This is a genomic window from Pedomonas mirosovicensis (genome assembly GCF_022569295.1).
Taxonomy (GTDB): Bacteria; Pseudomonadota; Alphaproteobacteria; order Sphingomonadales; family Sphingomonadaceae; genus Pedomonas; species Pedomonas mirosovicensis.
In genome coordinates, this window is record NZ_JAKFIA010000002.1 from 452,753 (window position 1) to 478,701 (window position 25,949).

At 61.4% G+C, this 25,949-nt stretch carries 14 protein-coding genes and 1 pseudogene; 9 read left to right on the top strand and 6 right to left on the bottom strand.

Features of this window, described 5'->3' with window-relative positions; all coding sequences use genetic code 11:
* Positions 1-57: 57 nt before the first annotated feature.
* From L0C21_RS15045 to L0C21_RS15055, 3 genes are all read right to left on the bottom strand, one after another.
* Positions 58-2,463: a TonB-dependent receptor gene (locus L0C21_RS15045; protein WP_259279251.1), complete on the bottom strand. Its 2,406-nt coding sequence runs from the start codon at positions 2,461-2,463 to the stop codon at positions 58-60.
* Positions 2,464-2,861: 398 nt separating this feature from the next.
* Positions 2,862-3,644 (bottom strand): avidin/streptavidin family protein, encoded by a 783-nt coding sequence (locus L0C21_RS15050; protein ID WP_259279252.1) that lies wholly within the window; start codon positions 3,642-3,644, stop codon positions 2,862-2,864.
* Positions 3,645-3,704: 60 nt separating this feature from the next.
* Complete coding sequence (locus tag L0C21_RS15055) at positions 3,705-4,841, bottom strand: pepsin-like aspartic protease (protein ID WP_259279253.1); 1,137 nt, start codon at positions 4,839-4,841, stop codon at positions 3,705-3,707.
* A gap of 476 nt (positions 4,842-5,317) precedes the next feature.
* Here L0C21_RS15055 and L0C21_RS15060 point away from each other — a divergent pair, with 476 nt between their 5' ends.
* The 7 genes from L0C21_RS15060 (at position 5,318) to L0C21_RS15090 (ending at position 18,940) form a co-directional block, all read left to right on the top strand.
* Positions 5,318-7,972 (top strand): winged helix-turn-helix domain-containing protein, encoded by a 2,655-nt coding sequence (locus L0C21_RS15060; RefSeq protein WP_259279254.1) that lies wholly within the window; start codon positions 5,318-5,320, stop codon positions 7,970-7,972.
* 139 nt (positions 7,973-8,111) lie between these two features.
* Complete coding sequence (locus L0C21_RS15065; protein ID WP_259279255.1) at positions 8,112-10,316, top strand: TonB-dependent receptor; 2,205 nt, start codon at positions 8,112-8,114, stop codon at positions 10,314-10,316.
* Positions 10,317-10,357: 41 nt separating this feature from the next.
* On the top strand, positions 10,358-12,424 hold the full coding sequence (locus L0C21_RS15070) for a hydantoinase/oxoprolinase family protein (RefSeq protein WP_259279256.1): 2,067 nt from the start codon (positions 10,358-10,360) through the stop codon (positions 12,422-12,424).
* A gap of 13 nt (positions 12,425-12,437) precedes the next feature.
* Positions 12,438-12,722 (top strand): hydantoinase B/oxoprolinase family protein, encoded by a 285-nt coding sequence (locus tag L0C21_RS15075; protein ID WP_259279257.1) that lies wholly within the window; start codon positions 12,438-12,440, stop codon positions 12,720-12,722.
* Positions 12,607-14,130: a hydantoinase B/oxoprolinase family protein gene (locus L0C21_RS15080; protein WP_259279258.1), complete on the top strand. Its 1,524-nt coding sequence runs from the start codon at positions 12,607-12,609 to the stop codon at positions 14,128-14,130. Before L0C21_RS15075 ends, L0C21_RS15080 begins: the two co-directional genes overlap by 116 nt.
* A gap of 193 nt (positions 14,131-14,323) precedes the next feature.
* Entirely contained in the window at positions 14,324-16,354 is a 2,031-nt protein-coding gene (locus L0C21_RS15085; protein ID WP_259279259.1) for a tetratricopeptide repeat-containing sulfotransferase family protein, read from the top strand.
* A gap of 195 nt (positions 16,355-16,549) precedes the next feature.
* Positions 16,550-18,940 carry a TonB-dependent receptor gene (locus tag L0C21_RS15090; RefSeq protein WP_259279260.1) on the top strand — a complete coding sequence of 797 codons (2,391 nt, stop codon included), beginning with the start codon at positions 16,550-16,552 and terminating at the stop codon, positions 18,938-18,940.
* A 237-nt stretch (positions 18,941-19,177) separates the two neighbouring features.
* On the opposite strand, the pseudogene L0C21_RS15095 reads toward L0C21_RS15090, so the two are convergent.
* Positions 19,178-20,797: pseudogene (locus L0C21_RS15095) on the bottom strand (phytoene desaturase family protein); the annotation flags it as partial.
* Positions 20,798-20,818: 21 nt separating this feature from the next.
* Complete coding sequence (locus L0C21_RS15100) at positions 20,819-21,982, bottom strand: aromatic ring-hydroxylating oxygenase subunit alpha (protein WP_259279261.1); 1,164 nt, start codon at positions 21,980-21,982, stop codon at positions 20,819-20,821.
* 59 nt (positions 21,983-22,041) lie between these two features.
* On the opposite strand from L0C21_RS15100, the gene L0C21_RS15105 reads away from it, so the two are divergent.
* Entirely contained in the window at positions 22,042-22,785 is a 744-nt protein-coding gene (locus L0C21_RS15105; RefSeq protein WP_374940270.1) for a TetR family transcriptional regulator C-terminal domain-containing protein, read from the top strand.
* A gap of 11 nt (positions 22,786-22,796) precedes the next feature.
* Here L0C21_RS15105 and L0C21_RS15110 read toward each other — a convergent pair whose 3' ends face one another.
* The gene (locus L0C21_RS15110; protein ID WP_259279262.1) at positions 22,797-24,155 is read right to left on the bottom strand and encodes an amino acid permease; all 1,359 of its coding nucleotides are present in this window, start codon (positions 24,153-24,155) and stop codon (positions 22,797-22,799) included.
* Between the two features lie 376 nt (positions 24,156-24,531).
* On the opposite strand from L0C21_RS15110, the gene L0C21_RS15115 reads away from it, so the two are divergent.
* Entirely contained in the window at positions 24,532-25,941 is a 1,410-nt protein-coding gene (locus L0C21_RS15115) for a M20/M25/M40 family metallo-hydrolase (RefSeq protein ID WP_259279263.1), read from the top strand.
* Positions 25,942-25,949: the final 8 nt, after the last annotated feature.

Here is a 25,949-nt window from a genome sequence, read left to right on the forward strand (position 1 = left end):
GTCGCTCCGGCGATGAGAGGGCGGAGCGGGCAGGCAGCCCGCCCCGCGCAGGCCGCATCAATAGCGGTAGGATACGCGCAGACCGATTGTCTGCGGCCGATTGGTGGTGATACGCGGAATATCATCCTGGGTGTTGTAGAAGAGTTCCGCGCGCTCATCCGTCAGGTTTTGAACGTACAACTCTGCCTGCCAGCTCTGGTAGGTGGCGCCTAGGGAGGCGTCGAAAATGGCATAGCTGTCCTGCTTGCGGCGCTCCTCCGCTACCAGGGAACTGTGGGACGTGCTGGCATATCGTCCGCCCATCTGGATAAAGCCATCCACATCATTGGAGAGTGCGCGGGTATAGCGCGCCCGCAAGTTGGCCTGGAACTTCGGCGTCAGTGGCAATTGGCTGCCCACGGGGGCCAGCGTGATGACGTTGGAGCTGGTGTCGGTGAGCTTTGCGTCGTTATAGGACAGCGCACCCGAGATTATCAGCTCAGGCGTTGCAGCAAACTCGAAATCACCCTCGAATCCCTTGATCTCGCCATTGGCGGCGTTGTCGATGAAGGTCAGGATGCTGATATTTGCCGGATCGAAGCGCGATACCTGAATGTTGTTCCATTCGATATAGTAGAACGCGCCATTGAAGCGTAGCCGATTATCAAACAAGGTCGTCTTGAAGCCAAGCTCCCAGTTATTGACATTATCTGACTTGTAAAAAACCGGGATCACAAAGTCCGGGAAAGCGCCGCTCGCGCGTGCCTGTGTGCCGCCTGCGCGGTTGAAGCCGCCAGGGCGATAACCTTCCGAGTATGTGCCGTAGAACAGCAGGTCGCGATTGGGTGTCACCGTCAGTGTGATCTTCGGGATTACGTCGCGTTGATGGCGGGGGCCGCCGTTCTCGCCAAAGGTAACGTCGAAGTTGTTGCCGCCCAGAACGTCCGGGTCCTGCGTGCCGAAGTTGGACGATCCGTAGAAGTCCAGCTTCAGGTCGTAATAGCGAAGCCCGCCGGTAATTGCGACGAGGTCCGGAACAATGTCAAACGTCGCTTCGCCAAAAAGGGCAATTTGCTCGTTCTTGCGCGTGATGTCGTTGAAGAAAGTAATGGGCGTTTCACGAACGTCGTCGTTAATGCTCCGCGCGTCCGGCAGTGGTGGCCGACTGACAAAGCCCAGATCGGTGGTTGCCATATACAGGAAGTTATCCTGCGTTTCGATTTTCAGCCAATCGTAATAGGCGCCGGCGGTGAAGCGGAAACGCTCTTCCTGCGGCGAGCTGACGCGCAGCTCATTGGTGAAACGCTTGTTGGTCTGTACGCCTTGGAAGCCTTTAACCGGGGTTAGGCAGGTACGCACGCCATCATAACGGCAAGTGTAGAAGGCGATGTATGCGCCCGAGTTGTTGTAACCGGTGTAATCAACCGATTGCTCGACTTCGCGATCGAGGTAAGAGCCGGTATAGATAATATCAAGCGCGCCCAGGCGCCCCTCGATCGTTGCCGATGTTTGACTGAACTCATCATCCAGGTAGTCGGGGAAAAAGCGGTTTACCTCAAGATCGCCCACGGTCGGATCGTAGTCGAACACGCCATCGGCATCGAGCTTCTGGCGCATGTGCTGCACCAAAACCGACCAGTCGCTATCGATCTCGTATTTGGCGGAAAAGCGCGCGCCCTGGTAGACAGCGTCGTTGAAGTTGTCCTGCACTAAGGCTGCATTATCCGCGCTTTCAAATGTTGTACCCTCGGGCAGGACTTCGGCGCCGGCATTGGCATTGATGATGTCGCGATCCGGCGTAAAAATGCCTCGAACATTATCAATGTAGCCGCCGCGATTGTCGTTATAGAAGGTAGCGCGGACGGCCAGACGATCAGTGACAGGAACGTTCACGAAGCCTTCGAGCGAGTTTGACATCTCGCCATGCTTGGTAAAAGAAACCGTGCCGGTGAGGCTCGCGTCGAATTTCCCCAGCTGCGGCTTGTTGGTGATCAAACGAACGGTCCCGGCCTGCGAGCTGTCGCCAAATAGCGTGCCTTGCGGCCCAGGCAGCACCTCAATCCGCTCCATGTCGGTGATGTAAACGTCCAGATTACGGCCGGGAATGGTAACCGGCTGCTCATCGAGATAAAGCGCCACATTGGGGAAGGATCCATTGGCGCCAGCCAGATAGACGGCCGCGCCATCGGTAGTGAGGCCGCGAATATAGATTTCATTCTGCCCCGGGCCGCGTCCACCTGAACGAACATTGGCCAGGTTGCTCACATAATCATCGAAATTCTGAATATGCATCTGCTGCAGGGCCTTGTCGCCCATCGCCATAATGGCGAGAGGGACGTCCTGCATGTTTTGTTTGGTTTTGGTGGCGGTGACGACCAGGTCTGCCAGGCCATTTTCCGCGGCTGGCACGCTTTGGGAGAATGCTGGCGCTGAAAGACAAATAGCAACAGTGAGCGCGGACGCGCTCGAGAAAAAACCGGTCATGTTTCCCCCTTTAAGTGAAGGAGTGGATTGTTGGGCAGGCGCAAAAAGCGCCCTGCGGAACCGGCGCCATCGCGAAGCGACGGCAAAGCAGAAAGACTGCACCGGACGAAAGAGGCCAATGCTGCGGCCCCTTGAAAACAGGGACAGCGTGTAACCGTTTAATTTCGCTATGCCAACCGTATGGGCGGAAAATCGGGGTCATGCCAGCTTGATGTGTGGCATAATTATCACAATTTATTTGAGAGAATTAATTGATTTGCCGCTGCAAAAGTGGTGCGGGCAGGCGCCCCAAGCCTGATCGATACTGATGCCATGGTGCTACGCGATCATGAAAAAAAGCGCCCCGAAAAGGGCGCTTATATTGCTCCAGCTGCAAAGCTGGCAGTGACCAGTGATTATCAATTTCTTGTGAAGGTTTTCGACGAAACCTGAGTTTGAACGTAGGTGGCATTGGCTGCTGTTGGCTGGGATTGCAAATCCAGAAGAGTCAAGACCCCGGTCTGCAGGTTGAGAGTGCCGCCGAAGGCAACTGCTGGGCCGCTGGTGCCCATCAAGGCCGTAATTGCGACGGACTGCAGGGTCAGGCCATTGGATGCGGCATTGATATCGGTCACGCCTTGAATTTCGCAGACGACGCCGCCGATGATCGCCTTGCCCCGAACCCAGCCAAACTCCCCATTGGTGTAAGGCGTAACATTGGTGATGAGCAGGCCCGTGCCGTCGTTTGCCGACCAACTGCCGACCATGGGATCTGCCAGAGAGGCATCTTCCTGCACTGTGACGGTTGCCGGGCTGCGTTCATCTGAAACGCGCGTATAGATAAGTTTGTCAATATAAGTTCCGGCCGTTGCCAAACCGGGAAAGTCGGTTGAGGCGACCATTGCATGGGCAAGCACAAGGCTTTCGGCATTATTTTCAATGCTGATCTGCCCGCTCAGGCCAGATACCCAGTGCCAACTGTTATCGCCTTGCCCGCCCGTAATCGAGTGCCACTCAATGGCGAGCGCCACGGCCTGCCCGGCATTGGTGGTCGGCTCGGCTGAGGTTTGGTAGCCGATGACCGCATAGGTGCCGGTCGATCCTGTTGTTGATGAATAGGTCCCAATCACCAGGTTCGTATTCAGCTGCGCGAGCTGCATTTTCGAGCCGTATTCATTTACCCATGTGCCGGCAAGTGTCATTGTAAGCTCCATCCCATAGGTTGATTGCGCTAGGAATCAGCTATTTCCAGCGTGGCGGGGCTATTTGGGCATGCCTCGACCCGGCGTGACTTCGCGCGGGCCAAGCTCTGGTATGGCTGACGGCTGCGTGATGATTTTCGGGCCGTTCACCTTGTTGAAGGCGTACATCCCAACTGGTGCCAGGGAGTAGACGCCGGGCGAGCATTGTACGACGCGGTAGGTGAAGATTGTGTAGCAATATTCCATGAGGATGGAGCCAACCAGCACCAGATTGGTCAGTCCGAGTGGCTTGAATTGCGGAATCGTCTTGCCTTGGTCCGGTCCTGCCTGGATCGTGATATTATACAATGCGGGTGGCACGACAATCTGGCCGCCGCCAATGCCGAGCGTGACATCTGGCTGGCCAAGCTGCTGAATGAGCTGCAGCGTCTGATTCATGATGTCGTTGTCGCCTTTGAACTGAGACGAGCCGGAGTCGAGGCAGAACTGCACATTCTGCGCGATAACCTTGCCGCCGACGGCATAGCTGTCCAGAGGCGTGGACCAAATATATTCAACACCCTCAAACGCCGTGTACGGCGTCCAGGGCATGTAAATGCCTTCCGAGGGAATGTACTGTGAGCTGTCAAATCCGCCGATCTGGCAGCTGCCAGTGCTACTGGCCCGATTCCAGTTAAAAGAGACATAAGGGTAGAGCGGCGAGATCATGCCATTGTTCATGAGCGCTTCGACGATGAACGTCGTGCCGCCCTGGGCATAGGGACTGCCGGATGGGATACCGATGCCGCCGTCCCAATCGATCTGCGCGAACTGGGAACCGGAATAATCGGCTGAAAGATAGAAGGTAAGCGGCAGAGAAGTTTGCCCTGGGATAGCCATCACGTCACTGCCGGTCTCCACCTGCATCGTACCCCAAGGGCCGAAGCTGAACGGAACCTGGATGCAGTCCACAAATCTGTAGCTGCTCGATTTCTCCCAGATAAACCGGCCGCCGCTATAGTGCTGGCAGCTGGTTGGCGAGCAGAGAGAAGAAGTGGACCACACTATGTTGGTGCCGGTGTCCATGGCGAATTTAAGCCTTTGGGGTGGCGTTCCCAAGGATGTTTCCGTGTACCAGGGACTGGCTCCGTTGTTTTGAAAAGGGCCCCGCTGCATCGGGAAGATAACCCCGGTGAGGGCAAGCGACGCATTGCTCATGACAGTCTCCTGCTTGGCTTCGGCTCCCTGCCGTCCTGAAAGCAACTGTCCTCAACTCAATGTACGCATCGTCGGGTATGTGGCGCGAGAGCGTCTTGTGGTCCGGTAATGCTCACCGATCGTGATGCGTGGTCAAAGTCATTTCGGCTTCGATGATCCTGCCTGTGCGGGTGGCGGGACTGCGGGCGCTTTTGCGGTCCTACCCGTTAGGGTGGAACCTCCTGGTGTATGCGGATGCCTGGCAGGCGCAGGAAGGGAGAGGTACGGGCGCCGCGAATGTTATCCCGTCCTTGAGTTTTAACCATTTCTTTGGGCTGAAGCCGTCGTTGGCCCCTGTCGACGGGAAGGCGGCTTGCACTCTGCGGTTGAACCGGCACTTGACAATTTGGCGGGCTCTGCCCCTCATTGTCCAATGGGGGTGTGGGATTACCATGGGTGAAGGCCTTGACTTGACCTCTGGTCAAGGATCGCGCGTTTTGGTCGGCAAGCTGCGGCCGCCGCAGCAGCGTCTGTTCCTCATGGACAGGCCGGCTCTGCTGGCGCGCCTTGACGAAGCGTTGTCCTGTCCGCTGACGATCATGCTGGCGCCGCCGGGCTTTGGTAAGTCCACGCTGCTAACACAATGGTGGCATCGGCTTCGGGCGGCGGGCGGAACCTGTGTTGCGTGGCTGACGCTCGATGAACGCGACGCAGAGATTACAAGCTTTGTCGCCCACCTCATTCTTGCCCTGACCGAGGCTGGGGTTGACCTCGGCATGCTCGATGAGCTTGCGCGGCGCGATCTCTCCCAGGCGGATGCCAAGGCGACAATCTATCAGTTGCTCGACCTGCTCCATCGCGGCGAAAACAGGGTCGTCATCATTCTGGATGACTATCACCGCGTCCGTTCAGATCCTGTTGACGCGATCATGAACATGATTATCCGCAACGGCGGGGCGCGGATGCATATGGTGGTGAGCGGCCGCGATCGGCCCAATCTGGCCCTCGCCGAACTGGAGACGCGTGGCCTCGTCAGTACCTTTGATGCACATGATCTGGTCATGTCGTTCGAAGATACCTTTCGCTTCTTCCGGGGGCGGCTTTCGCGGGAGGAGGCGGAGGTTCTCCACCGCCGAACCGAGGGCTGGGCCGTAACTCTCCAGCTCGCCAGCCTGTGGCTCGACAAGGATGACCGGCGGCGCCAGGCGTTGCATGACTTCTCCGGCCGGACCGTTGAGATCACCCGATATCTGGTGGAGCAGGTTTTGAGCGATCTTAGCCAGGATCTGCAGGACTTTCTGGTCGACACCTCCATTCTGGAGCGGTTTGACGCCAGCCTTGCCAATGCGGTGCGCGACAGGGACGACAGCGAGCTGATGCTGGAGCGGTTGGCGCATTTCGATGCCCTGTTGCTGGCGCTTGATTCTGGCCGCCGGTGGTTTCGTTATCATCATCTCTTTGCGGACTTCCTCCGGCAACGGCTGCTTCTGCGTGGCGCTGACCAGGTCGCTGGTCTGCACCACCGTGCGGCGCTCAGGCTAAATGCGGAGGGCAATCTCCTGGAAGCGGTTCACCACGCCTTGCAGAACGGCGATACCCGGCAGGCCATCGGGTTTGTCCGCGCTGCCGGCGGGTGGGAGCTGATCCTGAGCCGCGGTATCGGATTTGTTCGGAATCTTCTGAAAAATTTCAGCGAGGATGCCATTCGCTCCTCTTCGGTGCTGCTGCTTGCTCAAGGTTATCTTCAGATCAAGCTCGGCAATGTCGACGCTGCCACCCGCTGGATCGAGCAGGCGGCGATCGTTGGAGACAAGGAAGAATCCACCAGGCGCGATCAGATTATCGTCGAGACACTTCTGCGGGCCTATGCGGATGATCTGGATATGCCGGGGTGGACGGAGACCCTGACCAGCCATATCGAGGCGCTGGATCGTGACGATCACCTTGGCCGAGCAACGCTTCTGGCGGCGCTGGCCGTCAGCGCGCTGGCGATGGGTGATTTTCAGCGCACCGAACATGAAAGCCGCGCTGGAATGCGCGAAATGGAAGTCGCGGGTTCGGTACTGGGCAACACCTACTGCATGTTCCATCTGGCGCAGAGCTGGTTTTACCGCGGGCTCCTGCGCGAGGCGGAGGCGTTGCTGCGCCAGGCGCTGGTGATTGCGGAGGCGCACTACGGACAGGATAGCGCGCTCAAGGCGATTGGCAGTTGCCTGCTGGCCCAGATTCTTTTCCTCGGCAATGAAACCGACGAGGCGCTGACGCGCATTACCTCAGCCCTTCCTGCGGTTGAGGCGCATGACAGCTGGATGGATGTGCTGGCCAGCGCCTATGGCACGGCCGTCATGCTCGAACGAGCGGACCGCGGCATTCCAGCGGCCCTCAAGATGGTGGAACGCGCCGAGGCAACCGGCCATGCGCGCGGCCTCGGTTGTTTGATCGACATGGCAGCGGCATGGCGGCTTGAGTTGCTGCTCGCGTTAGACCCGAGCGCCGCCAATGCCTACGTCCGTGCCGCGGAGCTCGAACACCGGCTCAAAACCATGGTGGGGCCTTATCGATGGCGGCAGCGCACGGCGTTGGGAATGGCGCTGGGGCAATGGCATCTCGCCGGCGGCCGCTCAGCCGATGCCCTGCGTATCCTGCGCCCGATCGAGGAAGAATGCGCGACTGCGGGTCGCAAGCTCGATGGCGGGCGCGTGGCGCTCATCCTGGCCGCGGTCTTCAAGCAGCGCGGCGAGGGAGCCAAAATGATCGAGAATCTCTGCCGTGGGCTTGACCAGCTGATGGAGCCTGGGGCGATGAGGCTTGCCCTGGATCTCGCGGTTCCCGTAGCGCCCCTTCTCCAGTATGCGGCGGCTGAATATGCCGATCAGTTGGAGGAGCGGCAGGGGGCATATATCAGCAGCCTCCTCCACGAGCTGAAGGCCACGACCGAAGCGGACCCGAACGAATTGAGCGGGCGGGAACGGGAGGTTCTTCGTCAGCTTTGCCTTGGATATTCAAACAAGCTGATCGGCGCCAATCTGGACCTCTCCGAAAACACCGTGAAGTTCCACCTGAAGCGCATTTACCAGAAGCTTGGGGCCAACTCGCGCAGTGCGGCGGTTTTAACCGCGATCCGCCGACAGCTGGTGGATGCGGCGCCTTAGGTCTACCCAGGTGGGTAGGTAGCTCCGGCGCCAGCGGCGAGGGCTACCTCCTTGGGTATCTGGTGCGAGATCTATTCCGCTCGCGCACAAGCCGATCTGGCCCCAATATTTGGACAAAATCACTGACGGGGGGTCAGGAATGTCACGCAAGACCATAAAGACCATCTGCTTCCATGGCGCGTCGCTGGTTGCGATGGCGCTGTTATCCACCTCGGCATTCGCGCAGGAGGGCGGAAGGTCTTCGCTGGCGGCTGGGCAGGCAGACGAAATCATCGTCACGGCACGCCAGCGCGAGGAGCGGCTTGTCGATGTGCCGATCGCAGTGAATGCCTTCGGCGAAGCGCAGATCGCCGATGCCAAGATCGACCAGGTGGGCGACTTCATCGGCCTGATTCCGAACGTGACCATTGCCCAGTCGGAAAGCGCAGGGCTAAACGCCATTTCCATTCGCGGCATCACCCAGGTCCGCAACAGCGAATCTCCTGTCGCGGTTGTGGTTGACGGAGTGCTTCAAAGCAATTCGCGCCAGTTCACCCAGGAACTCTTCGACGTTCAGTCGATCGAGGTGGCTCGCGGCCCGCAGGGCGCGCTCTATGGCCGGAATGCGACCGGCGGCGCGATCATCATTACCACCCGCCAGCCGACGAACGATTTTGAAGGCCACGTGCGCGCCGGCTACGCAACTGGCGACGAACGGATGATTGAAGGCTCGGCCAGCGGTCCCATCATCGAGGACCGGCTGCAGTTCCGCGTCGGGGCCCGCTATCTCGATCGGGATGGCTACTTCGATAACCCGGTTATCGGCAAGAAGCAGGACCCCTACAAGGACTTCACCGTTCGGGGCCTTCTGAAGTGGATGCCCTCTGATGACCTGACCTTCGCACTCAATGGCTCCCGTTCGCGCACGCGGGGCGGAGCGCTCGACTTCCGTTTCCAGCAGGCCGTTCTCAACCCCGACGGGACGCTTTCCGGCATGGACTTCACAATTCCGGGCGATGCCGACAAGGTGGAACGCACCTTCTACTCGAACAATCGCGGGCAGGATGATCGCGATATCGACGAACTTTCGCTGAAAGCTGAGCTGGACCTGGATTTCGCCACGCTCACCTCGGTCACCGGGTATGTCCGGCTGAAGGAATATACGGCCGGAGATGCCGCTCCCTATTCAGCTTCGTTGGACGGAACGCAAACCCAGTACACCGACGTTGAAAGCTGGAGTCAGGAGTTGCGCCTGACCTCGCCATCAGACCAGCGGTTCCGCTGGATGGCAGGCTTCTACTATATTTCGATCGACCGGTTCATCTCGACCACCACGGGCGTGGACACGGGCGATGGCATCCGTCGGGTCATCCGCACGCCTGCCTTCGATGCAGCGGCCAATCCGACGGCGACCTTCCTGGCCGACGACAATGATAACGAGGACATCGCGGGTTTTGCCAACATCGCCTACGATATTCTGCCGGGCCTCGAGGCGAGCGCGGCGCTGCGCTATGACCGGGAGACGCGGCATCAGCACGTCTCCCCGCTCAACACGAGCGGCGCGCCCGGAGCCGAAAACCAGGCGACGTTCGAGAAGTGGCAGCCTAAGGTCACTCTTTCCTACAAGCCGACCGACACGGTGAATATTTACGGCTCCTACGGCGTTGGTTTCCGCAGCGGCCAGTTCAACCAGAACGGAACGGCGGCCCTGGCTGCGGCGGGCGGCGTGTCCGGGGTGTTCGATCTGGTCCCGCAAGAGAACACGACCACCGGCGAGATCGGCTTCAAAACCGAATTTGCGGACCGGCGTGTGCGGCTGAACGGTGCCCTGTTCCGCACCAACGTTGAGAACCAGCAGTACTTTGTGTTTCTGAGCGCGGTGGGCGCACAGGTGCTCGTGCCGATCGATAAGGTGCACCTGTTCGGCGCCGAGCTGGAGCTGACCGCCAACCTTGCCGAAGGTCTGGACGCCTATGCCAGTGTCGGGTTCACGGACAGCGAGATCAAGCAGTACGGAGCCAACCCTGCGGCGAAGGGCAACGATGCGCCCTATGCGCCGAAGATCACGATCAATGCCGGCGTGCAGTACCGCACGCCGATTTACGGGCCCCTTGGTTTGTTCAGCCGTCTTGATTATCGCCGTCTCGGCAAGCAGTACTGGGATCCGGAAAACAGCACGCCCCGATCTGCTGTCGATCTGGTTGATGCCAGGCTCGGCCTCGAAAATATCGATCGGACTTGGTCAATAACCGTCTCGGCCGAGAACCTCTTCGATAAGAAGTACAATTCGGAGTTCGTGATCCCAGGCTTCGCGCATGCCGCTGCGCCGCGCATCTGGCGCATCGACCTGCGTTACAGCTTCTGATCCCATTCTCCAGCCGCCAGATTCTAACCGGAAGACTGAACATGGCTCACAAGCTCAGGGCCGCCAGCGATGTTGGCGGCACGTTCACCGATCTTGTCTATTACGAAGTGGCGCAAGGACCGGGAGGAGCCGGGACCGTTCGAGCGGTCAAGGCGGATACGACGCCCCCTGATTTCGAAGAGGGCGTCATGGCTGCGATTGCAAAGGCGCAGTTCGATCCTGCGGATCTCGCCTTCTTCGCGCATGGATCAACTGTGGTCATCAATGCTCTGACGGAACGCAAAGGCGTCCGCACGGCGCTCATCACCACGGCAGGGTTTCGCGACGTGCTGGAGATTGCCCGTGGCAACCGGCCGGACCTGTTCAATTTCAACTTTCGCAAGCCCAGGCCCTTCGTCGACCGTTACCTGCGTGCCGAGCTTTCGGAGCGCACCAACTTCAAGGGGCTTGTGACGAAGCCTGTCGACCTCAAGCCCTTGCCGGAGATGCTGGAGTTTTTCCGCGCCGAGGGCGTCGAGGCAATCGCCGTCTGCTTCCTGCACGCATACCACAACCCGGAGAATGAGCGCGCCGTTGCTCAGGCGATTCGCTCGCTGTGGCCAGAAGTGGCGGTTCTGGCATCTCACGAGATCAGCCGGGAATGGCGCGAGTATGAGCGCACCAACACCACGGTCCTTTCAGCCTACGTGTCGCCCATCGCGCGCAAATACATTGACTCGCTTGAACGCAAGCTTGCCGACGGCGGCTTTCCCGGCCAGCCCTATATGATGCAGTCGAACGGTGGTATTGCCACGGCGGCGGCGGCAAAAGCCAACCCCATTACGATGATCGAATCCGGTCCCGCGAGCGGAATTTACGCAGCCGCCTATCTCGGCCGTGAAATCGGAGAGCCCAACCTCATCGTTCTGGATGTCGGTGGCACAACTGCCAAATGCACGTTGATCGAAAACGGCCAGATCAGGGTATCGACCGATTATTACATCGAGCGGGACAGGCGCAACCCTGGCTATCCGGTGCAGACGCCCGTCTCCGAAATCGTCGAGATCGGCAATGGCGGCGGTTCCATCGCCTGGATCGATGCGGGCGGCAAGCTGCATGTTGGTCCGCAATCGGCGGGCGCGCGCCCTGGTCCTGCGGCCTATGGCCGGGGCGGAACCAGGCCAACCACCACGGATGCCAACCTGGTGCTCGGCCGGATTGACCCAAGCAGTTTTGCGGGCGGCGAGATCGAGCCCGATTGGCAGGCGGTCAGCGCAGCCTTCAAGCCGCTCTGCTGCCAGATGGGACTCAGCCAGGAAGAGCTGGCCCGCGGCGTGATCCGCATCGCCAACGCCAACATGACGACGGCTCTGAGGCTCGTTTCGACGAACAAGGGACACGATCCCCGTGAGTTCGCGCTCATGGCCTTCGGCGGTGGCGGGGCGATGCACGCGGTGGCGCTGGCCGAGGAGCTCAAGGTCCCTAAGGTCATCGTTCCGGTGAATTCGTCGGTCTTCTCGGCCTGGGGTATGTTGCTGACCGACCTGCGGCGCGATTACATCCGCACGCGTCTGACGCCGCTCACGGCTGAGCGGCTGGCGGATATCCGAGAGGTGTTTGACGCCATGGTGCGTCAGGCGATCACGGAATTTGCGGCGGAAGAGGCGGGCGGCGTGCCGAGTTTCGAGTTCCGTGCGGATCTGCGCTATGTTGGACAGGAGCACACGGTCAGCGTACCGTTCGCGCTGGATACGGCCGATCCGGTCGTGGAGGCGATCGAAGCCTTCCATGTGAGCCATGAGAAGCGGTTTACCTACCGGCTCGACAATGCTGTCCAGCTGGTCAACTTCCATGTCATTGGAACCGTGCCGATCGAAAAGCCGCGGCTTGCCGAGCGGAAAGTTACCGGAAAGGCCGTGCTCGATGCCGTGCTCGGCATGCGTCGGGTCGACTTCGATCAGCACGGCATTCACGACGCCACGATCTACAACGGCCTCGCCATGGAACCGGGCATGAGCGTCTTCGGCCCGGCCGTCATTCAGGAACCATCGGTTACCTTGCCGTTGCCGCCGGGAACGCGCGCCGAGCTGGACCGGTTCGGCAACTACCATGTTCACCTCGGGGCTTGAGAGGACACAGACGATGGCGAGCGATCCATTTACGCAAGAGATCATCAAGGACGCCCTGGTTGCGCTCGGGGATGAAATGTTCAACGCGATGATCCGCACCTCGATGAGCCCGATCATCTACGAGACGACGGACTTCGCCGTCGGCGCCACGGATGCGCGCGGTAATCTTCTGGCCCAGGGCAATGGCGTTACCGGCTTCCTGGCTACCCTCGATACGGCGGTGCAGAGCACGCTCGAACACTGGCCGCTCGAGAAGATCTCGGCCGGGCGACATCTTCATAACCAACTCCCCCTATGAGGGTGGAGGCACCCATCTGTCGGACGTGGTCATCCTGCTGCCGGTTTTCATGGGCGACCGGCTCATCGCCTGGACCGTTAACAAGGCGCACTGGACCGAGGTGGGCGGAACCTATCCGGGCAGCGCGACGACGGCATCGACCGATATCTTTCAGGAAGGATTACACCTGCGCTTCCTCAAGCTCTACGATGAGGGCCGCCTCAACGAGGCGCTTGTTGGGGTGATCCGGGCCAATGTCCGCCTGCCCGACAGCACGATCGGGGACATGCATGCAGGCGTTGCGGCCTGCCGCGTCGGCAGCCGGCGTATCATCGAGCTTGCCGAAAAACACGGCCTGGAGAGCCTGCTCGACGCCATGGAGGCGTTACTTGGCTATGGCGAGCGCATGACCCAGGAGGAGCTGAAGAAGCTGCCCAAGGGCGTGTTTACGGCGGAGGACGTGGTTGAAGAAGACGGCCACGGCAACGGCCCGTTTACGATCAAGGTGAAGATCACCATTACCGACGAGAAGATGGTTGCTGATTTTACGGGTACCAGCCCCCAGGCGGTCGGCCCGATCAACCTCAGCTATGCCGGTTTAATCACCGGGGCGCGGTGCCTGTTCAAGGCGGTCACCAACACGGAAATTCCTGCCAACGGCGGCTGCTTTCGGGCGCTTGAGGTCATCTGTCCGCCGGGCACCATTCTTTCCGCGCGAAGCCCGGCGCCGGTTTCGATCTATTATGAGTCCCTGCTCGGCGCGATCGAGGTGATGTGGAAGGCGCTTGCCCCCGTTATGCCGCACAAGTTGACGGCCGGCCATCAGCGCACCGTCGGGGCCACCTTCATCTCCGGGCAGCTGCCTGAGACGGGGGAGTTGTTCGTCATGGGCGAACCGCTGGTGGGCGGCTGGGGCGCTGGCATTGATCGCGATGGCGACAGTGGCCAGTTCTGTTGCGCCAATGGCGAGACCTTCAACATTCCGGTCGAGCTTGCCGAAAGCCGTTATGGTTTTGAAATTGACCAGTATGCGCTGCACCAGGAGGATGGCGGCGCGGGCGAATACCGCGGCGGCAAGGGCGTCGTGCTCGACTACCGGGTCACTGCAGACGAGGCATACCTGACCTATTCGGCAACGCGCACCCGCTCCCGCCCCTGGGGTCTGGAGGGCGGCCAGGAGGGCTCCTGCAACCGTGCCGAGGTTCACCGTAAGGACGGCACTGTCGAGACCTACTCCATGGTGACTGGTCTGAAGGCTGTGCGTGGAGAAGTATTCCGGCTCGTCACGGGCACCGGCGGAGGCTACGGCGACCCGCGCAAGCGCTGTCGCGACAAGCTGGCGCAAGACCTGCGCGACGGCTACGTGACCGAGGAGCAGGCCCGGCGGTACTACGGCTGCGATGCAGGTCCTAAAACCGGCATGTCGTGACTACCTGGCTAGGCTCGTCACGGCGTGCCTCTGTTGCGAGCGGCTCCTGCCTGCTGAAATTATGAGTGCCTGTGCATTGGCTATCAGCCAGCATTTTGGCCTCGCCCACCCAATTACTGTTTGACGATTGTATAATTCACCCGCAGGATGAAGTTGAATCCAAGCGGACCATGCAATCGACAAGGGGGCAGGCGTGAGGGCTCAGGACACGACGACGGATCTTGCCCGCGTGGTCCGGGAGACGAGCCGCCTCCTATCGCAAGACCCGGTTGCGGCAGAGAGGCGCGCGCGGGAAATCCTTTCGGGCCACCCTGGCCATGCCGATGGCATCCTGCTGCTGGCGGCTGCATTGCGCCGGCAAGGAAAAGCGGCTGAGGCCCGCGCCCTTCTGGAGCCGTTGGCCCGGCAGCCGGAGGCCCGTAGCGATGTGCACCTGGAATTAGGGCAGGCCCTGGCCTCGCTGGGCGAGCACGCTGCAGCATTGGCTGCGCTGCGGCGCGCGGTTGCCCGCAATTCCCGCCATGCGGCAGCATGGCGGGCGCTGGCGGCAGAGTTGTCGCTGGCAGGACTCTCTCAGGAAGCGGATCGGGCCCATGCTGAGGCTATTCGCGCCTCCGTCACCGATCCCGAACTCATCGAGGCGGCGGACGCCCTTCTCGACAATCGCCTCGCCATTGCCGAACGGTTGCTGCGCCAGCGGCTGAAGCGCCAGCCGTCGGATGTGGCGGCCATTCGCATGCTGGCGGAGGTGGCGGCGCGCATTGGTCGGTATGAGGATGCGGAAAGGTTGCTTGCCCGGGCGCTGGAACTGGCACCCGGCTTCCACGAGGCCCGCCGCCACTATGCGCTGGTATTGAACCGCCAGAACCGCTCCGCCGAGGCGCTGGCGCAAATCGAGCAGTTGCTGGCTCGTAATCCGGAGGATGTGGGGCTTCGCAACCTCAAGGCGGCGGCGCTGGGGCAGATCGGCGAATACGAAGCCGCCATTGCCCTCTATGAGGAGGTGCTGAAAGCCCACGCCCATCAGCCGCGGTTATGGATGAGCTTAGGCCATGTGCTGAAGACGGTGGGCCGGAAGGCGGACAGCATCGCGGCGTACCGCCGCTGCTTGGCCCTGGCCCCGACGCTTGGAGAAGCGTGGTGGAGCCTTGCCAACCTCAAGCGGGTATCCTTCACTCCGGAGGACTGCGCCACCATGCGACAGGCCTTGACGCAGGAGATCTCGGAGGAAGATCGCTTTCACCTGCACTTCGCGCTGGGCAAGGCGGAGGAGGACGCGGGTCATTTTGCCGAGTCTTTCCGCCACTACGCCGAGGGTAACCGTCTGCGCCGGGCCCTGGTGCATTACGACCCGGAAGACGTGGCCAGCCATGTGCGGCGCTGCAAGGCTTTGTTCAGCGCGGATTTTCTCCGCAGCCGGGAGGGGGGCGGTTGTCCTGCGCCCGATCCCATCTTCATCGTCGGCATGCCGCGGGCAGGGTCGACCTTGATCGAGCAGATTCTCTCCAGCCACCCGCTGGTGGAGGGCACCATGGAGTTGCCCGATCTTCCTGCCATGGCGCGGCGGCTGGGCGGGCGGCAGAGCCGCAGCGACGAGACCCTTTACCCCGACATTCTGGCGACGCTCAGCCCGGAGGAACTGGCCGGGCTGGGGCAGGAGTACCTTGAGCGTACGCGGGTGCAGCGCAAGACCGACCGGCCGTTCATGATCGACAAGCTGCCCAATAATTTCCTGCACGTGGGGCTGATCCGGCTTGTCCTGCCGAACGCGAAGATCATCGATGCCCGGCGCGATCCCATGGGGTGCTGTTTTTCCAACTTCAAGCAGCATTTCGCGCGGGGGCAGACCTTCTCCTATGATCTGAGAGAACTTGGCGACTACTACGCACGATACGTGGAACTGATGGCGCATTTCGATGCGGTGCTGCCGGGCTACGTGCACAGGGTGCAATATGAGGACATGGTGGCGAATACGGAGGCGGAGGTTCGGCGGTTGCTAGCCTTCCTCGGCCTGCCGTTTGATCCGGCATGCCTGCGCTTTTATGAATCGCGCCGGGCGGTCCGCACGGCCAGTTCCGAGCAGGTGCGCCAGCCCATCTTCCAGGATGGCGTGGATCACTGGCGGCATTTCGAGGCCTGGCTTGACCCGTTGAAGGAGGCTCTGGTGCCGGCTTTGCCTCAGTCTGTCCGTGCAAGCGTGCAGGAAAAAGCACAATCGGCATAAGGAACGTAAGCTGGAAGCTCTAAGCCGCTTGACAGTCAAAAATCTTTATTATTCATTTGTACAACAAGCGGTCTGCCGGATGTTTGAAGGCAGAAGCGCATCCTCGCAGGGGAGGGCAAATCGGTTGCGACGCGTAGGGCGGAGTTATGCGTAATCCGCCGCGGTAATCCGTTTTTTGACCTCTGGGGGAGAGGCATGATGGACTATTCGAGCCGGCCGGTTTTTACATCCATTTTGCTGGCCACATCGGTCCTGGGATATTCGAAAGTTGCTGTCGCGCAATCGGCTGAGGACAGCGCCCCGCAATTCACTGACATCGTAGTGACGGCGCAGAAGCGCGCGCAGAACTTGCAGGACGTGCCGCTGAGCATTCAGGCGATCTCGACTGAGAAGCTCAGCGAGCTACAGATCCAGGCGTTTCAGGACTACGTGAAGTTCCTGCCCAGCGTTGCGACGCAGAATGTGGGGCCGGGATATAGTCTGGTGCACATGCGCGGCGTCGTCAGCGGGGGCGATGGCAACCACTCCGGTTCGCTGCCGACGGTCGGCACCTATCTGGACGATCAGCCGATCACCACCGTCCAGGGCAATCTGGATATCCACCTTTACGACATCGCCCGCGTCGAAGCGCTGGCCGGGCCGCAGGGCACGCTTTATGGCGCCAGCAGCGAGGCGGGCACCATCCGCATCATCACCAACAAGCCCGACGCTGGGAAATTCGAAGGCGCGGTCGATGCCGAACTGAATACCGTGGCGCACGGCGACATGGGTGGCACGCTGGAAGGGTTTATCAACGCGCCGTTGTCGGAGAAGGTCGCGGTGCGTGCCGTCGGCTGGTATCGTCACGATGGCGGTTACATCGACAACGTGCGGGTGGTGCGGGATTATCCCAGCTCCGATGCGGTGGCGGACAACGAAGCGCTCATCGAAGATGACTTCAACGACGTGGACACCTATGGCGGGCGCCTGGCGCTTGGGATCGACCTGGATGACAACTGGACCATCATGCCGACCATCATGGGCCAGAAGCAGAAAAGCCATGGTACCTTCGGCTACAATCCGGAGGTGGGCGATCTGGACATCAACCGCTATCGCGCGGAGTTCCAGAACGATCGCTGGTATCAGACAGCCCTTTCCATCCAGGGCAAGATCGGCAATTTCGACGTGGTTTATTCCGGCGCCTATCTGAAGCGCAAGCTCGACGGCGTCAGCGATTATGCCGACTACACCTACGCCTACGATGTTTATTACCATAACATCGGCTATGAGTTCGGCGAGTACTTCGTCGACGACAACGGTAATCCAACCAATCCGTCGCAATATTTCCGCAACCGCGACCGCTTCACCAAGCAGAGCCACGAGCTTCGGATTTCCTCGCCAGCCGAGCACCGGCTGCGGCTGGTGGCAGGCCTATTCTACCAGCGCCAGAAGCACGATATCGAACAGCGATACATGATCGACAACATCGGCACGGCTATTGAAGTGCCGGGCTGGTCGGACACCATCTGGCTGACCAAGCAGGACCGTATCGACCGCGACAAGGCGGTCTTCGGCGAGCTGGCCTATGATATCACGCCAGCACTCACCGTAACCGGCGGCCTGCGCTATTTTGAATACAACAACACGCTGGTGGGCTTTAACGGCTATGGCGCGGGCTTTAGCAGCACGACCGGTGAGGCCGCGTGCTTCGGGCCGCCCACGACCGATAATGCGCCCTGCACCAACCTCGGCGATCTGGACGAGGACGGCAATGTGATCCCGAAGCGCGCCAAGGGCGACGGCGTCACTCACCGGCTCAATCTGTCCTGGAAGATCGACCCTGAGCGTATGGTCTACGTCACCTGGTCGCGAGGCTTCCGACCGGGCGGCATCAACCGGCGCACCGGGCTCGATCCGTACAACGAGGACTATCTCACCAACTACGAGTTCGGTTGGAAGACCACCTGGTTTGACCGCCGCCTGCGATGGAACGCGTCCTTCTTCCATCAGGATTGGAAAAATTTCCAGTTTTCTATCCTCGGCCCCAACGGTCTCACCGAAATCCGCAACGCGGCGCGGGCGCGCATCCGAGGCGTTGAGAGCGATCTCAGCTGGACCATTGTGCGCGGCCTGACGTTGACCGCCAACGCGGCATACATCGATGCCAAGCTGTCGGAGAACTATTGCGGCTATACGGACGAGCAGGGCGAGCCGGTGACGGACTGCGCCGCGCCGGAAGCGCCGGAGGGCACCCAACTGCCGGTCACGCCCAAGTTCAAGGGCAACATGACCGTGCGCTATGATTTCCCGGTCGGGGAGTTGGATGCCCACGTGCAGGCGGCCGCGGTTTACCAATCGAGCGTATGGTCAGACCTGCGGCTGATCGACCGGGCGATCGGCAAAAGCGACGGCTACGGCTCGGTCGATCTGTCCGCCGGCTTGCGGAACGATGTGTGGCGCGCGGAGGTCTTTGTCACCAACCTCTTCGACGTGCGCGGCAATCCCTTCCGTTACACCCAGTGCGCCGTCGAGTATTGCGGCGACATCTACTATGTCGCGCCGATCACGCCTCGGATGATCGGCCTTAAGGTGGGGTTGGATTTCTAGGGCAGGGCGGTCGGCGCGTCCCCTTCCGAAGCGCGCCGCATCGCCTGCGCCAGTTCGTGCGCCGGGGGGCAAAAGGGGCAAGGCGCACGGCAGTTGCGTGGCGTTTCGTTTGTGATCTTCCTGAAATGCACGTTGCTATTGCACGGGAAGAGAAGCGTTTGCGTTTTCAATCTAGGCTCAGGGCGCAAGCAGGTCTTGCGCCCTGACTCTTCGATATTGCTTACAGAAAAGAGGCGCCTACCAGCGGCGGAACAGGCCTGCCATTCGGCCGCGATCCGCGAGGATTTCGCGGGCGGCATTATGCCCCGGCGCACCGGTCACGCCGCCGCCGGGGTGGGTACCGGCGCCGCACATGTAAAGGCCCCGGATGGGCGAGCGGTACGCACCATGCCCCAGCATCGGCCGTGCCGACCATAGCTGGTCGAGCGTCATATTGCCGTGCATGATGTCGCCGCCGACGAGGCCGAACTTGCGCTCCAGATCGAGCGGCGAATGGATCTGCCGGGCAATCACGGAGTCCTTGAAGCCGGGCGCCCAGTGGTCGACCGTATCGATGATGAGGTCGGCCGCGGCCTCGCGTTCGTCGTCCCAGTTGCGGCCGTTGGGTAGCTCCGGCGCGAACTGCTGGCAAAACAGGCTGGCGACATGGCACCCCGGCGGGGCGAGGCTGTCATCGACTGTCGAGGGAATCAGTATCTCGACAATGGGCTCGCGCGACATGCCGAACTGTTTGGCATCCAGAAATGCCCGGTCCATGTAGTCCAGCGTCGGCGCGATGATGATGCCCGAGCGGTGGTGCTCGCCCTCCTCCGGCAAGGCCGAGAAGCGGGGCAGGGCGGAGAGCGCCACATTCATGCGGAACGTGCCTGAGCCTGCCTTGAACGCGCGGATGCGTCGCCGAAAATCATCGGGCAGGGCAGACTGCTCCACCAGCCGGTCATAAAGCAGGCGCGGTCCCACGTTGGCAGCGACAATCCCGGCTGTAATCTCCTCCCCGCTCTCCAGCCTCACGCCAGCTGCGCGGCTGCCGTTAAGCAGCACGCGCTCGACAGGGGACTCGAGACTGGTCTCGACCCCTGCTGCCCAGCACGCGGCGGCCATCGCCTGGGTGATGGCCCCCATGCCGCCCACCGCATGGCCCCAGGCGCCCTTCTTGCCATTGACCTCGCCGAACACGTGATGCAGCAGCACATAGGCCGAACCGGGCGTGTCCGGGCTGGCGTAGTTGCCCACCACCGCATCGAAGCCGAAGGCCGCTTTCACCGCCTCGCTTTCGAACCAGCCGTCGAGGAAACTGCGGGCAGACTTGACGAAGAGGTCCAGCACGTCGCGCTGCTGTTCCAGCGACAGCCCGGCCAGCTTGCGGCCCTGCCGCACGGCATCGAACAGCGTGCGCGGCCCCTCGCCCACGTTGGGTGGGGTTTGCAAGGCAAGGTCGCGCAGCACGTCTGCCACAGTGTCGAGCGCCTCGTAATAGGCAGGCAGGCTTTCAGCATCACGTGCGGAGAATTTGCGAAACTCGGCCTGCGTGCGCTCCAGCCCACCGCCCAGTTTCAGATAGCCGCCGTCCAGCTGAGGCAGGAAATTGGAAATGGGACGCTCGATGACACGGTAGCCATGGTCCGCCAGTCGCATGTCGGCGATAACCTTCGGGTTCAGCAGGCTCACGGTGTAGCTGGCTGCCGAATTGCGAAAGCCGGGGTGGAACTCCTCGGTCACCGCTGCGCCGCCGACGACCGGGCGGCGTTCCAGCACTCTCACCTTCAATCCGGCGCGGGCCAGGTAAAAGGCGCAGACCAGCCCATTGTGGCCGCCCCCGATGACCACCGCATCATAGTATTTCGTCATGTCACGCCCCGCCCGCTGATAAACTGAACATCAGGTTGTGCTGCCTTGCCGTCGGCTCCAGCCCGGCGCGGGCTTGTGCCATTGGCGTGCCTCGGGAATGAGCGTCCGGATTTTCCGGCAGAAGCTGCGAAGGGCAACCTCACTCTTTCCCAGCGGCCCAACGGTAAAGCTCTCGGAGGCCATGCCCTGCTGTACCCTGGTGATGAGCCCGGTATCCTCCGCATTGACCTGCCGGTTTATGCGCCAGTTGAGGTAGCGGGCGGCACGCATTTCGCGCCGGTCGTCCGGCACTGCGTAGGCGATTTCACGGATCAGGGTTTCCGTCGGTGAGACGGGCAGCCATTGCATGAAGTCCACCTGGTCGGGATAGATGTCGAATGCAATGTTCGGCCAGAGTTTGAGGTAAAGCCACGTTCGTTGCCGCTCGGGCGGCAGATGCGGCACATGGGGCAGGTATTTTTGGTAAGCCCGCTCTGATGGCGCGTTGGACAACCGGTCGATGATCGGTCCCCACATCTTGTCCACGTGGTCGCGTGCCTCGACGCCGTAGCCGTTGCCCATCAGCCGCTTCAGGCCCGGATGTGCCACGGGAATGTGCAGGGCATCGGAATAGTTATCGCCCACGTTTTTCCAGTTGACGGCACGCGGACGCAACGTGACGCGGCCCATCGCCTGGAGACTGCCAAAGCGGTAAGGCTGAACCTCATCCCAGTAGGGGGCCATCATCTCGGCGACGGATGGGCCGCCGTCATTCTCCAGCCGGACGAAGATGAACCCTTCAAAAACCTCATGCTCCACGACGGCCAGCCCGTGTTTGCGCGGGTCGAGGTTGGGATAGTCCGATTTCATCGGCACGCCGACGAGCTGCCCGTCAAGGCCGTAGGTCCAGGCATGGTAGGGGCAGACCAGCTTGCGGGCGCAGCCCGATGGTCCATCCATCAGCCGCGCGCCGCGGTGACGGCAGACATTGGTGAAGGCGCGGAGTTGGTCATCATCTCCCCGAATGACGATGATGCTTTCTCCCGCATAGTCCAGCGTGTGATAGTCACCAGCCTGTGGCAGGTCGCTGACATGGCACACCACCTGCCAAGACGGGCGGATGACGCGCCGCATCTCCAGCTCGAAAAACTCCGGATCGGAATAGGTCCACGCGGGCAGGCTCCAGTCCCCGTTCGGATCGGATTCCACATCCATGTCCGTCTCCTTTGTGTTGTACATGTGTACAACAAGTCAACAGTCGCTACAAGCGGGAATTGGGCAGGAGAATATTCATATCCCGTTGGATTGGCCGGAAACGCACGTTAAAAGGGGCAGAAACCGCAGCGTGGCGGTTGCTGAACGGGCGAGGGTACTCCAACGTCATGAAAAAGCCTGGCAAGACGGTAAAGACCCAGCGGGCCTGTTTTGTACGGGAGAGCCCGGATGTGCGCCGGCAGGCGCTGATCGATGCAGCTTGCCAGTGCCTTGCCGAAAAGGGCGTGCAGGGTGCATCCGTCCGGGCGATCTGCGCCCGGGCCGGTGTGTCGGCCGGTTTGCTGACCCATTATTTCAGCGGCATCGAGGCGCTGATTGTTGAAGCCTATCGCAGCGTGGGCGAGCGAGTGGCGGCAGCGCTTAATGCGGCGATGGAGGAGGCCGGGCCGGATAGCCGCGCCCGCCTTCATGCCTATGTGGTGGGAAGTTTCCGCGAGCCTGTTCTTGATCCCGGTCTGTTGTCCACCTGGCTGGCCTTCTGGTCGCTGGTCAAAAGCAACCCCACGATTGCTGCCATCCATGACGAGGTCTATGCGAATTATCGCCATGAGATCGAAGTCCTGCTCGATGATGCCTGGCAGGGGAAAATGGGCCGCAATGAGGTCCGCCTGGCCGCAATTGGTATCACGGCGATGGTGGATGGCCTGTGGCTGGAGCTGTGCCTGGGGCCGAAGGATTTCACGGCGGATGATGCCGCCGCCATTGCCTTGCGGAGTCTGGATGCCCTGTTGAACCGCGCCTGAAGGGTACGCGGTCAGGCCGGGTCGCGCTGCAGCAGCGGGCGTTTGGGGCGGCGCATCAGCGCATAGCAGGGCAGGCCCGCCAGCAGCAGCGCCACGCCCCAGGCGACAGTCTCCTTGCCGGCGCCGTAGATAGTCCACAGGGCATAGAGCGCCGCCAGCATGCCCACGGCTTCCATCAGCGGCTTGCGCGGCAGCTGTCTCTTGGCCGACAGGCGCAGGGCGGCCAGCGCGCACGCCAGGTACATGAACAGGGTGGTGGCGGTTGCCAGCAGCAGCAGGAACTGGAACACGTCCGCCAGCGAGCGTGAATAGTTCAGGAGTACGCCCACGGTCATCAAGAGGCTGGTCGCCACCAGCGCCCGCACTGGCACGCCCCGGCTGGACTGAACGGCGAACCACTTGGGAAACGCGCCGCTTTTCGCCATGGCATAGGGCATTTCCGCCTGCACGAGGATCCAGCCATTCAGCGCGCCGATGCAGCTGATTGCGGCGAACACCGCCACCAGCACGGCAGGCCCTGCGCCCCAGTAGCGGGTGACGAAGGCGGCGAACGGCGCGTTGGAGCCGGCAATCTCCTCACCTGGCATGAGCAGGACGATGGCTGAGCAGGTGAACAGGTATACAAGGCCGGTCAGCACCGTACCGGCCATGGTGGCAAAGGGAATGGTGCGCGCTGGGTCTTTGATCTTGCCTGCCGGGATGGTGGCCGATTCCAGCCCGAGGAATGCCCACAGGGTTAAGGTGGCTGCGGCAGTAATCTGCGGTGCGGACAGGCTGGAGATCTCCAGCGGCAGCGGTGCAGCGGTGCCGGAGGCGAGCGCGAGCGCTGCCAGCCCCACCACGACCGCCAGCGGCACGAGCTTGAGAAGGCTGGTTATCACCTGCACGCCGCCCACCAGCCGCGCGCCGCGGGCGTTGACCAGCGTGAGCAGCCAGATCAGCAGGCAGGTAGAAACGGCCGCCAGCCCCGGCACGTCCCCCAGCGGGGGTATGAGCGTCGTTAGATAGCTGGTGGCGGCAACGGCGATGGCGGCGTTGCCGATCCATAGTGACATCCAGTAACTCCAGGCCACGAGAAAGGCAGCCAGCGGCCCGAACGCGGCGCGGGTATAGGCGTAGGGGCCGCCCTCGGCCGACATGGCGCGGGACAACCTGCAGAACACGGCGGCCAGAAACACCGCGCCCGCGATGGTGAACAACCAGCCGAACACCGAATTCCACCCCAGCGGGGCGAGCGAGGCAGGCAGCAGGAAAACGCCTGAGCCGATCATGTTGCCGAGCACAAGGCACGTGGCCATCCACCGGCCTAGCTTGCGCGGCGCCTCGGTTTGCGGTGAAGCGGATGTGTTGGGGGCGGTGCCCATGGTCATGTGTCGTCCCTTCCGGGCCCTGGCGGAGCGCGCGCCGGCGCAGGGCGGCAACCGTCTGGAATGCAGCCGGCCGCGTGCCGCGCAATACAAGCGACGCATCGGGCCAGATCTGGCGTTGCCGCCACGACGCCCTTCCCGCATGACCGCTCGGGAAGGCATGGAACCAAGCCAGTCAGGCCGTATGGCGGGGCGGCGGGTTGCTTGCATCAAGCAAAAACAATTCCGCCTTCCTGCCGTGGCCGGTGGCATTTCCTCTCCGCGAATGGATGCACATCCTGGCGCATCCCGCAAGCGTGATTGACAAAGGGCGGAATTTATCCCGAAATCGGCCATCGGCTTTTTTCCAGCTTTATTGGCAAGCACAGGGGGGGCGTTCATGAAGCAACGGAGCATGATGCGATCGGGACTGTTTGCAGGCATTGCGCTGCTGGCCGTGGCGGCCGGGGCGCAGGCCGCACCGGCTGGTCATCCGCAGGCGGAAGCGCAGGCGCTGGATCTCGCCAAGAAATCGATCGCTATGCGATCGGTGCGCGGGGAAGGCAACCAGACGGCGCAGGTGGCCGAGCTTTACAAGCAGGCGCTCATCAATGGCGGGTTCGATCCGAAAGAAATCACCATCACGCCGGTCGATGACACCGTTTATTTCATCGCCCGGTGGCCGGGCAGCGATTCCTCGCTGAAGCCGCTCGTCATCTCCGGCCATATGGACGTGGTGGAAGCCAATCCGGCCGACTGGGAGCGCGACCCGTTCACGCCGGTGGTCGAGAACGGCTACCTGTTCGGCCGTGGCGCGACGGATATGAAGACGGACGGCGCGCTGGCGATTTCCTCGCTCATCGAAATGAAACGGCAGGGCTACAAGCCCCGGCGTGACATCATCATCGAATTCTCGGGTGACGAGGAAACGACGATGAAAACCAGCGAGATCATTGCCGAGAAGCTTTCCAACGCCGAACTGGTGCTCAACATCGATGGCGGTGGCGGCACGCTTAACGAGCAAACCGGCAAGCCGGAGTATTTCAGCTGGACCGGGGCCGAGAAGACCTACGCCGACTATGAATTGACCGTCACCAATCCAGGCGGCCACTCATCGGAACCACGTCCCGACAACGCGATCCAGCAGCTGGCAGCGGCGCTGGTCCGCATTGGTAACTACCATTTCAAACCGGAACTGAATGACCTGACCCGCGCCTATTTCCAGGCGGCGGCCAAGTATGAGCGGCCTGAAATCGCCGAGGCCATGCGCGCGTTCGCCGCCAACCCGCAGGACGAGAAGGCGATTGCCACCCTGCGGGCCGATCCGGCCTTCGTCGGGCGGATCGGGACGACCTGCGTTGCCACCATGATTAATGGCGGCCATGCGCTGAACGCCCTGCCGCAGCGCGCCACCGCCAATGTGAACTGCCGCATCTTCCCCGGCCACAGCCCGGAGGCGATCATGGCCGAACTCAAGCAGGTGGCAGCGGATCCCGCGGTCAGCTTCAAGGATGTGACGGTGGGCTCGGTGGCGACGGGCCCGTCGCCCATGCGTCAGGATTTCATCCAGGCCATCGAGAAGGCATTGCACACCGCTTATCCGGGCGTGCCGGTGATCCCCAGCATGTCCGCCGGAGCCAGCGACAGCATGTGGTTCCGCCACAAGAACGTGCCCAGCTATTCCGTCAGCCCGCTGTTCATCAAGAACTCCGAAAGCTTCAGCCATGGGTTGAACGAGCGGGTTCCGATTGCAAACTTCCAACCCGCCATCAAATTCTACATCACCTTGTTTACCGACTTGTCGAAGTAACGCCGGGC

Coding starts and splice junctions, on each gene's coding strand:
- L0C21_RS15045 (WP_259279251.1), bottom strand. CDS start 2,463: ATGACCGGTTTTTTCTCGAGCGCGTCCGCGCTCACTGTTGCTATTTGT.
- L0C21_RS15050 (WP_259279252.1), bottom strand. CDS start 3,644: ATGACACTTGCCGGCACATGGGTAAATGAATACGGCTCGAAAATGCAG.
- L0C21_RS15055 (WP_259279253.1), bottom strand. CDS start 4,841: ATGAGCAATGCGTCGCTTGCCCTCACCGGGGTTATCTTCCCGATGCAG.
- L0C21_RS15065 (WP_259279255.1), top strand. CDS start 8,112: ATGTCACGCAAGACCATAAAGACCATCTGCTTCCATGGCGCGTCGCTG.
- L0C21_RS15070 (WP_259279256.1), top strand. CDS start 10,358: ATGGCTCACAAGCTCAGGGCCGCCAGCGATGTTGGCGGCACGTTCACC.
- L0C21_RS15075 (WP_259279257.1), top strand. CDS start 12,438: ATGGCGAGCGATCCATTTACGCAAGAGATCATCAAGGACGCCCTGGTT.
- L0C21_RS15080 (WP_259279258.1), top strand. CDS start 12,607: ATGGCGTTACCGGCTTCCTGGCTACCCTCGATACGGCGGTGCAGAGCA.
- L0C21_RS15090 (WP_259279260.1), top strand. CDS start 16,550: ATGATGGACTATTCGAGCCGGCCGGTTTTTACATCCATTTTGCTGGCC.
- L0C21_RS15100 (WP_259279261.1), bottom strand. CDS start 21,982: ATGGATGTGGAATCCGATCCGAACGGGGACTGGAGCCTGCCCGCGTGG.
- L0C21_RS15110 (WP_259279262.1), bottom strand. CDS start 24,155: ATGACCATGGGCACCGCCCCCAACACATCCGCTTCACCGCAAACCGAG.
- L0C21_RS15115 (WP_259279263.1), top strand. CDS start 24,532: ATGAAGCAACGGAGCATGATGCGATCGGGACTGTTTGCAGGCATTGCG.